General features: G+C 62.4%; 6 protein-coding genes and 1 pseudogene. 4 read left to right on the top strand and 3 right to left on the bottom strand.

Going from position 1 to position 8,410, the window contains the following annotated elements; translation table 11 throughout:
- Positions 1-288 precede the first annotated feature (288 nt).
- Positions 289-897: a helix-turn-helix domain-containing protein gene (locus tag AQY21_RS00995; protein ID WP_058096044.1), complete on the bottom strand. Its 609-nt coding sequence runs from the start codon at positions 895-897 to the stop codon at positions 289-291.
- 118 nt (positions 898-1,015) lie between these two features.
- Between AQY21_RS00995 and AQY21_RS00990 the strand changes: the two genes are divergently transcribed.
- The gene (locus AQY21_RS00990) at positions 1,016-1,258 is read left to right on the top strand and encodes a hypothetical protein (protein WP_058096043.1); all 243 of its coding nucleotides are present in this window, start codon (positions 1,016-1,018) and stop codon (positions 1,256-1,258) included.
- A 199-nt stretch (positions 1,259-1,457) separates the two neighbouring features.
- Positions 1,458-2,531, top strand: a complete 1,074-nt coding sequence (locus AQY21_RS00985; RefSeq protein WP_082657878.1) for a tyrosine-type recombinase/integrase — start codon at positions 1,458-1,460, stop codon at positions 2,529-2,531.
- Between the two features lie 329 nt (positions 2,532-2,860).
- On the opposite strand, the gene AQY21_RS00980 is transcribed toward AQY21_RS00985, so the two are convergent.
- A complete protein-coding gene (locus tag AQY21_RS00980; RefSeq protein ID WP_058096042.1) occupies positions 2,861-4,840 on the bottom strand; it encodes a PhoX family phosphatase in 1,980 nt (659 codons plus the stop codon).
- A gap of 263 nt (positions 4,841-5,103) precedes the next feature.
- Here AQY21_RS00980 and AQY21_RS00975 point away from each other — a divergent pair, with 263 nt between their 5' ends.
- Together AQY21_RS00975 and AQY21_RS00970 are read left to right on the top strand one after the other, a co-directional pair.
- Positions 5,104-5,925 carry a hypothetical protein gene (locus AQY21_RS00975; RefSeq protein ID WP_152988036.1) on the top strand — a complete coding sequence of 274 codons (822 nt, stop codon included), beginning with the start codon at positions 5,104-5,106 and terminating at the stop codon, positions 5,923-5,925.
- Positions 5,926-6,214: 289 nt separating this feature from the next.
- Complete coding sequence (locus AQY21_RS00970) at positions 6,215-7,693, top strand: nucleobase:cation symporter-2 family protein (RefSeq protein WP_058096040.1); 1,479 nt, start codon at positions 6,215-6,217, stop codon at positions 7,691-7,693.
- A gap of 450 nt (positions 7,694-8,143) precedes the next feature.
- Here AQY21_RS00970 and AQY21_RS00965 read toward each other — a convergent pair.
- Positions 8,144-8,410: pseudogene (locus AQY21_RS00965) on the bottom strand (hypothetical protein); the annotation flags it as partial.

The raw sequence follows: 8,410 nt of genomic DNA, 5'->3' as shown, positions 1-8,410 counted from the left end.
CGCCCCGCATCCCCACACCCGCATAAGACACGTCATTAACGACGTCACTATGCACGTGCCTTAATCCATCAGCCCAAACTCAGGCAGACGGTAACAATCGGGCCGTTACCTGTTACCCGTGCATTGTCCCTAGGACCACCTCTCAGCAGCCAGATTTGCCGTCCCACGGACGAACGACCGCTGTCGGGAGCGCTGCCCCGCAGCATTGGCGCGGGTCGACTGTCAGCTAAGGTCGGATGCGATGGCGCCCGTTACTGGGCTCGAGTGGCAGCCCCCTAGTTGACCGATCTACCGACCATCATAGGGTACTTCAGCGAGAGCACGCCGATAACGCAGGCTGTATTCCGTGTGCTCCCAGACCGCATCGGCAATATCTCCTCCCGTGTACTGGGCAGATGGATTTCCCGTAAGCTGACGTCTTTCTTCACGTTCAGCCAGCACCCTGATGACAACTTCTTGGATGTCGTTGTAGGAGAGCCGTTCCTCACCGGCGTGGATATGCTTCGCAAGGTACTCCGCTAGCCGAAATGCGTCGTCAAGGATCGGCCCATGGTCGATGTAACGTGTGCGCCCGGTCAGGATGAACTCGGCATCAACGTCGGTTGTTGCCGCGATTCGTCTCAGCACTTCGGCGGGCACCTTGGCCGTTTCCTGCGTTTCGTAGGATATGTAAGTGCGCTTCGGGATGCCCAGCCGCTTCGCCATCTTTTCTTGAGAGATACCTTTAGGCCCGATCTGTTGCCTTACTTGCCTGAGGATAGCGCCGACCGGCGCGACAGGTGCGCGCTCACTCTGCACGTCTGGCGAATCAAAATCGGCGGTTATCCAATCGTCCCAGTCGAGATCGTCATCATCAAAGCTGAAATCCACGGCTGCTTCTGGCAGTTTCCCGTCCATCTCGCGACATCTCCCTGCAAAAGGTGCAAGTTCCTGCACTAAAATAAAGGATATTTCTCAAGGTCTTGACCAAAGCGAACCTTGCGTGGTCTCCAGCTTACAGGAAAGGAGACCTGCCATGTCGAAAATTTTCGATCTGGGCCGCACCCCCGAGGAGTGGTCGGCAAAGCTTCGCCCGCGCGGTGTCGAGCTGTCGCCACGGACGCTAAGGTCCAAGGCGCGGGAACACGGACAGTATTTTTCCATCGGGCGCGCCATCTTCATCACCCCCGATCAGATGGATGAGATCCTGCTGCGGGAAGCCGACCGCACATCGCGCTTTGCAGAGCTTCAGCACAGCAGCGGTCCGAAGGGGGGATGACATGCCGGCACCAACTACTACTCAGGCTGCGATCCGCCGGGCGCTTGAGGCGGCTAAAGATATCGGGCTGAACGTCGCTGGCTATACTGTGGCGAAAGACGGTACGATTTCTGTGACGTTAGCCGGTGCCGAGGCTGGACAGCATGCACGCCCCGCGCCCCGCCAGATCGCCCCGAAATCCTGGGCAACGAGGTAGATCGTGAGAGTGGACTTCCCCGGATTGTTGATCGAGAGCCATCGCAACGGCTCTCCTCGCTATCGCGTTCGCGTCGAGGGCCGGAAGCATGTTCGTATTCACCTTCCGGTCGGACCGGAAGACAAAGACTTCGCTAACTACTATCACGCGGCGCGAGCAGGTGAGAGATGGTCTCCGTCTGAGCCGAAGGCGGTCAAGGGCTCGATTGACTGGCTCTGCGCGGAATATTTGTCCTTTGTCGCGCGGATGGTCGAGGCCGGGCAGATGTCGCCCGCAACGCTGAAGCAACGACGCAGTGTCTTGCGCCGTCTCTGCGACTATTCGGGCGAGGGCAGCGTGCGCTATGGCGATTTCGACATGGATGCCCCCGCTGCCGCTTTCATCGAAATCCGGGATGCCTGGGCTACGCATCCGGGCGCTGCGGACAATCTCATCAAGACCGTTCGGGCGGTCTATACGTGGGCGCAGGAGCGCGAGTACATCGCGCACAACCCGGCAGCGGCGATAAAGGCCATCAACTTCAATCCTGCTGGTGGCGCCGTCCCCTGGTCCGTCGCCGAACTGAAGAAATTCAGGGAACATCATCCCAGAGGCACGACTGCGCATCTTTGGCTGACGCTGCATGCCTTCACGGCGTGCAGGATCGGGGATGCGATCTGGTTGGGGCGCGCGCAGGAAGTGATGCGCGACGGGCAACTCTGGCTGGGCTGGCAACCCAGAAAGCGCGGATCGGCCTTCGTTTCCATCCCCATGATGCCGCCCCTGATCGCGGCAACTCGCGCAGCCGACGGCCCGGCATACCTTCTGAACGACAAGGGCAAACCCTTCGCCAGCGTTGAGGCGCTGCGGGTGCGTGTCCAGCGTTGGTGCAGCGCGGCAGGGATACCGGATCGCTCGTCGCATGGCATTCGCAAGGCGGTGGGAGAGATGATGGCCCAGAACGGGTGCACGCAGTATCAGGTCATGGCTGTCATGGCTCATACCCAGGCAAAGACCAGCGAAATCTATACCAAGCGTGTTAAACGACAAATTCTTGCGGCGGATGGCGTTAAGGCGCTGGCCGCGCTAGACTGGTGAGTGTCCCGCAACATGGATTTGCGGGACACATAGGGCAACAATCACTGAGGGAAATGAGGGAATGGGATTCCAGGGTCGCCCACCATTTCTTCCAAATCAAAAGATTATCTGCACTTCCTTGGTGGCGGCCGCGCAATTCCGGGCTTCTCCGCGGCGTGGGGGCTTGCAACTGCTATCCGGAAAGCCTTTTTCCGATCTGGCCTTCGGAGCGCCCTTGCCGCGGCGTGAACGCCGCCCCCGAGGCGCTGGTTGCCGAAAACCCCGGGACGTTCCGCCGGATGGCCAGGCAGCGGCGGTTCGAACCGCCGCTGCCGGTTGTCCTCGTCCGGTCAGCCGATGCGCCCGCCGCCCTGCCTGGTGATTGCCACGACCGCGGGCCGGACCGGCATGTCGTCCCTGAAATCCGGCCAGCGGGTCGAGAGGTCCTCGTAATAGGAAGGGCGGCCATGCCCTTCCCAGTCGTCGCCGCCGTCGCCCGGATGCTGCACGGCAACGAACATGGTGGTCATGTCGGGGCTGGGGCAGGGTCCGCACAGCTCGGCACCGACGGGAACGCGATAGAACAGCCGCGAGGTTCCGCGTGCGGCCCCCTCGGTATCGACCGCCCAGAGCCCGTCGGTCCGGCCGGTATCCGACGGGCTGTTGCCGTCCGTCGAGACCCAGAGCCGGCCTTCGGCGTCGATCGCCGCATTGTCGGGCATGCCGAACCAGCCGTTCTTCGTGGTCTCGGTCGAGAAGGTTGCCCCGACCTCGGCCACCGAGGGATCGCCGCATTGCAGCAGGATTTCCCAGCGCCCGGTCGTGGCGGTGAAATCCTGATCGGCCTCGAGGATCTCGATGATATGGCCGAAGGCGTTGTTGAGGCGCGGATTCGCGGCATTCGCCTCATCCCGCTTGGTGTTGTTGGTCAGCATCACATAGGCCCGGCCGGTCTCGGGGTTGGGCTGGATGTCCTCGGGACGATCCATGGGCGTGGCGCCCAGCAGGTCGGCGGCACGGCGCGTCTCGATCAGCACGTCGGCCTGCGATTCGAAACCGTTTTCCGCGGTCAGCGGGCCCTGGCCATGGGCCAGGGGCAGCCATTCCATCGAACCGTCCTCGTCGAAGCGGGCGACATAGAGCGTGCCTTTGTCCAACAGGTCCATGTTGGCGGCCCGGTCGTCGGGGTTGAACCTGCCGGCGGTCACGAACTTGTAGACGTAGTCGAAGCGCTCGTCGTCGCCAAGATAGAAGACGACGCGCCCGTCCTTGGCGACGACGCTTTCGGCGCCTTCATGCTTGAAGCGGCCAAGGGCGGTGCGCTTCCTGGGGATCGAGTTCGGGTCCTGCACGTCGACCTCGACCACCCAGCCGAAACGGTTGGGCTCGTTCGGCTCCTGCCCGATGTCGAAGCGACGGTGGAAATTACCCCATTGATAGTCGCCGGCCGGGATGCCCATGCGCTTGTAGTTCTCGGCTTCGCGATGGCCCTCCGGCAATTCGCCCAGGAAATAGCCGTGGATGTTTTCCTCGGCCATGATGTAGGTGCCCCAGGGCGTCACGCCGCCGGCGCAATTGTTGATCGTTCCGAAGACCCTGGTGCCGTCCGGATCCTCGGAGGTCCTGACCCGCTCGTGACCGGCGACCGGGCCGGACAGCCGCATCTCGGTCTTGGCGGTGATGCGGCGGTTCAGCGGCGCATCCAGAACCGGCTGCCACTTGCCGTCGACCTTGCGGATCTCGATGATCGTGCCGCCATGCGCGGCCATTTCGATATTGACCCGCTCCTCGGTGGCGTCGGCAACGGCGATCTTGCCGTCGGCGATGGTGACGATGCCGGGGAACATGAGATGTTCGTTGGTATATTCGTGGTTCACCACCAGAAGGCCGCGATCCTCGGCGCCCTCCAGCGGGATGAAGCCGACGAAATCGTTGTTATAGCCGAATTGCCGCTCTTGCGCGGCTTCGGACTGGCGGGCGGGGTCGAAATCCGGCGCATCGGCGAACACCTTGTCGCCCCAGCGCAGCAGCACGTCGGCGTCATGGCCGGCGGCCACATGGTGATCGGCATCGACGCCGGCCTCCACCTCGGGGAAATCGAAGGCCGAGGCCGCTCCGGCACGCGCCTCGTCCGCGGCAAGGATCGCGATGGGCGAGACGGTGGCGGCGATGGCGGCCGAGGCCATCGAGCCCTTCAGGAAACCGCGGCGCGAGAAGCGGGCCGCGATGATGTCGCCCATCGTGGGATTGCCGGTCGGATTCAGGCCCGGCCCGTCGGCTTCCTCCAGCTTAGAGGTGCGGAATATCTGGCTTTGGCGAAGGTCGGTCATTGCTGACTCCATGGCTGGTATTGTCCGGCTTGTTGACTAGACGCGGTTGATGACAGCGCCGTGTCACGCCGCGAGCGCGGGACAGGGAGGGCCGCTGCCGCGGCGGTTGCCAGAAAAACAGGGGCCGCAAGGGGTGCTATCTGCCTAAAAAGCCAGCTTCTCTCGCAAGCGGAGCTGAGGCATCCAAGGGTTGTATTTCGTGTTCTGATTGTTGTCCGCCCGCGATTGCAATCGGCTGTTTACAAGTTTTGGGAGGGTTTGTGGTGCAGAGTGTTCTGTTCGGCATGAAAGCGGATTGGTCCGACGCCTTGCAACGCGGCGCGGAGGCGACAGGCATCCGCAGCCATATGGCGGATCTTCGGGATGCGGATCTGTCCGGTTTTGACGCCGTCGTGCCGCTGACCTTGTGGGACCGCGATTTCCTGGATCAAAGGCGCGCCAGAGGCGAGCGGTTCAATGCGCTGTTTCCAAGCGCGGCCGCGCAGGAGAATTGCGACGACAAGCTCAGGTTCAACCGGCTGATGGTCCGGGCCGGCTTCGGAGACCATGTCCCCAGGGTCTTCTCGAATGGCGACCGGCTTCCGCTTGACGAACCGGTCATCATCAAGCGCCGGCGCGACGAATGGGGCAAGCAGTCCCGTATCGCCCTCGTGCAGCCGGGCGCGTCGTCCCTTGCCCACGATCCGGCACAGGAGTTCTTGCAGGAATACGTTCCCGGTACGATCGAGCTTTCGGCGCATATCCTCCTGCGGCAGGGCAAGGGCGTCTTCGCCCGAACCGCGCGGTTCGAGATGCCGGACATTCCGCATGTGAAGGGGATCAATACCGGCTACAGAACGCTGGAATGGCAGGACGGTTCGGACCATCTGGACCTTTTCGAGAAGATCCTGAATGCCGTCGGTTTCCATGACGGCACCTGCTGCATCGACTTCCGCGAGGTGGACGGCAAGCCGAAGATCTTCGAGATCAATCCCCGGCTTGGCGGGTCGTTGACCGGGAATGTGGGCGACTACCTGCTACGCTATCTTGTCGAGGCAACCGGCAGCCGGCCCGCCCTTCCGGAGACCTTGCCGGTTGCGGCCTGATCTGCCAGACGCGGCGCCTGTTCTATGGCGGCGCGGCCGACGCTTTCTCCCATGACGCGCCCGGTGGACATTCTCGACGGGGCCGGCGCCATGCCGGTTTCGGCATGGCGCCGACGGCAAGGTCCGCAGCGCAGCGGCTGACCGGACGCGGCCGAGCCCATGCGGCCCGGCCGATTTTTTAGGACGGATTAACTCAGCTTATAGCATTCTGCAAAAGTCACCTCCGGCTTATGCCGATAAGTTCCGGCAATCTTACAGGGGGAGAGCCTGCTTGCAAGGAGAGGGGGAGATGACTGTGCAGATTGCAGCACCTAGGAAAGCGGAAACGGCTCGGCCAGAGGACGAGAGGCTGGGCCTTGCGGCCAACCTGGCCTATGGCATGCAGCATATCCTGACCATGTATGGCGGTATCGTCGCGGTGCCGCTGATCGTCGGGCAGGCTGCCGGCCTGACGCCGGCCGATATCGGATTGCTGATCACGGCATCCCTGTTTGCCGGCGGGGTCGCGACCATCCTGCAAACCCTCGGCCTGCCTTTCTTCGGCTGCCAGCTGCCGCTGGTGCAGGGCGTTTCCTTCGCCGGGGTCGCGACGATGATCGCCATCTCGGGGAATGGCGGGATCCAGGCCATTTTCGGCGCGGTCATCGCATCCTCGTTTCTCGGCCTGCTGATCACGCCGGTGTTTTCGCGCATCACGCGCTTCTTTCCGCCGCTGGTGGCCGGTATCGTGATCACCACCATCGGCCTGACGCTCATGCCGGTCGCCGGATCCTGGGCGATGGGCGGCGACCGCAATGCGGCCGATTACGGCAGCCCGGCCAATATCCTGCTGGCGGGCGTGACGCTGGTCATCGTGCTGTTGCTCAGCAAGGTCGGCAATGCGGCGATCTCCCGGTTGTCGATCCTGCTCGCCCTGGTGATCGGCACGGCCATCGCCTATGCGACCGGCATGACCGATTTTTCTCAGGTCAGCCAGGGGCCGGTCTTCGCCCTGCCGCAGATCTTTCATTTCGGCTATCCGACCTTCGGGATCGCCGCCATCATCTCGATGTTCATCGTCATCCTGGTCACCCTGGTCGAAACCTCGGCCGATATTTTCGCGGTCGGCGAGATCGTCGAGACCAAGGTGGATTCGCGGCGGTTGGGGGACGGGCTTCGCGCCGACATGCTGTCGAGCATGCTGGCGCCGGTCATCGGCTCGTTCACGCAAAGCGCCTTTGCCCAGAATGTCGGCCTCGTGGCGGTAACCGGCGTCAAGAGCCGCTATGTCGTGGCGACCGGCGGGCTGATCCTGGTTGCGCTGGGGCTGTTTCCGGTGATGGGCCGGGTCGTCGCGGCGATCCCGAGCCCGGTTCTCGGCGGTGCCGGCATCGTCCTGTTCGGAACGGTCGCGGCAAGCGGCATCCGCACCCTGTCCAGGGTGGATTATGCAAACAACATGAATCTGATCATCGTGGCGACCTCGATCGGCTTCGGCACCATTCCGATCGTGCTTCCGTCATTTTACGATCAGTTTCCGGCCTGGGTTGAAACCATCTTCCATTCCGGCATCAGCTCCTCGGCGTTGATGGCCATCGTGCTCAATCTGCTGTTCAATCATTTCACGGCCGGCAATTCGGATCAGCCGTCGGTTTTTGGCGCCGCGGCGGAGCGGACGATCCGCTATACGGATATCGCGCAGCTTCGGGACGGGGATTATTTCGTCGACGGCAGGCTTTACGACGCGGAGGGCAATGAGGTGCCGTTGATCCGCGCGGCCCATCATTGACCGCAAAGGAGCCGATGCGTGAGAGGAGGGTGCGCGCAGTTGGCACGCCGTGCCTGCGTGCGATCTGGGCATGCCATCCTGCCGCAGATCTCGAAGCTTCTCGATGACCCGTGCACGCACCGGCCTTGCCGGTGCGACGGGCTCTGATGGCCCCAAAAGGCCGGCAGCAAGACTTCCCCTTGGCCTGGACCGCGTTACCACTCGGCCTTCGTGACGGATATGCCAGGGCAGGGTAGGTGTTTGTCGGGGTGACAATACGACGACAACCTGGCAGCCAAGCGTTGGCCGGGCAGCTTGGCGGAAGTCCCATTTGGCTTCCGTGCGGCTTCGACTATCAATGCGAATGCGAGGAGCCAAAGGCAAGCCTGTCACCGCAGCTGACTGGCGCGCGCAAGCCGGGCTTGCCTCTTTTCCCTGGTCCAGAAACCTAGCGTCCAGGCTCATTGAGTTTCACAGCCAGAACAAGATGGTTGCGGCTAGCATGATCGCAGAGAAGAAGGTTTCCGGGCACCGGTCGTATCGGGTCGCGACGTATGAGGAGGATCAGAAAACAGTCCGGGGGACTGTTTTCCCGACGATTGGCCAATCCTTCAGGCGGCCGAACATGATCTCGATGCGGTTGCGCCGTTTGTAGCGCCTCTTGTCGTATTTCACCGCCTTCTTGCGAGACTTCCGGCCCGGGATGCAGACCTTTATCCCCTTGTCTTTCAACGCCTC

It is taken from the genome of Paracoccus sp. MKU1, assembly GCF_001447385.1.
Classification (GTDB): Bacteria; Pseudomonadota; Alphaproteobacteria; order Rhodobacterales; family Rhodobacteraceae; genus Paracoccus.
This window is presented reverse-complemented; position numbering and strand designations above follow the sequence as displayed.

Excerpts from the sequence above, each read along its gene's own strand:
- AQY21_RS00970 (WP_058096040.1), top strand. The coding sequence starts at position 6,215 with ATGACTGTGCAGATTGCAGCACCTAGGAAAGCGGAAACGGCTCGGCCA.
- AQY21_RS00995 (WP_058096044.1), bottom strand. The coding sequence starts at position 897 with ATGGACGGGAAACTGCCAGAAGCAGCCGTGGATTTCAGCTTTGATGAT.
- AQY21_RS00980 (WP_058096042.1), bottom strand. The coding sequence starts at position 4,840 with ATGACCGACCTTCGCCAAAGCCAGATATTCCGCACCTCTAAGCTGGAG.
- AQY21_RS00990 (WP_058096043.1), top strand. The coding sequence starts at position 1,016 with ATGTCGAAAATTTTCGATCTGGGCCGCACCCCCGAGGAGTGGTCGGCA.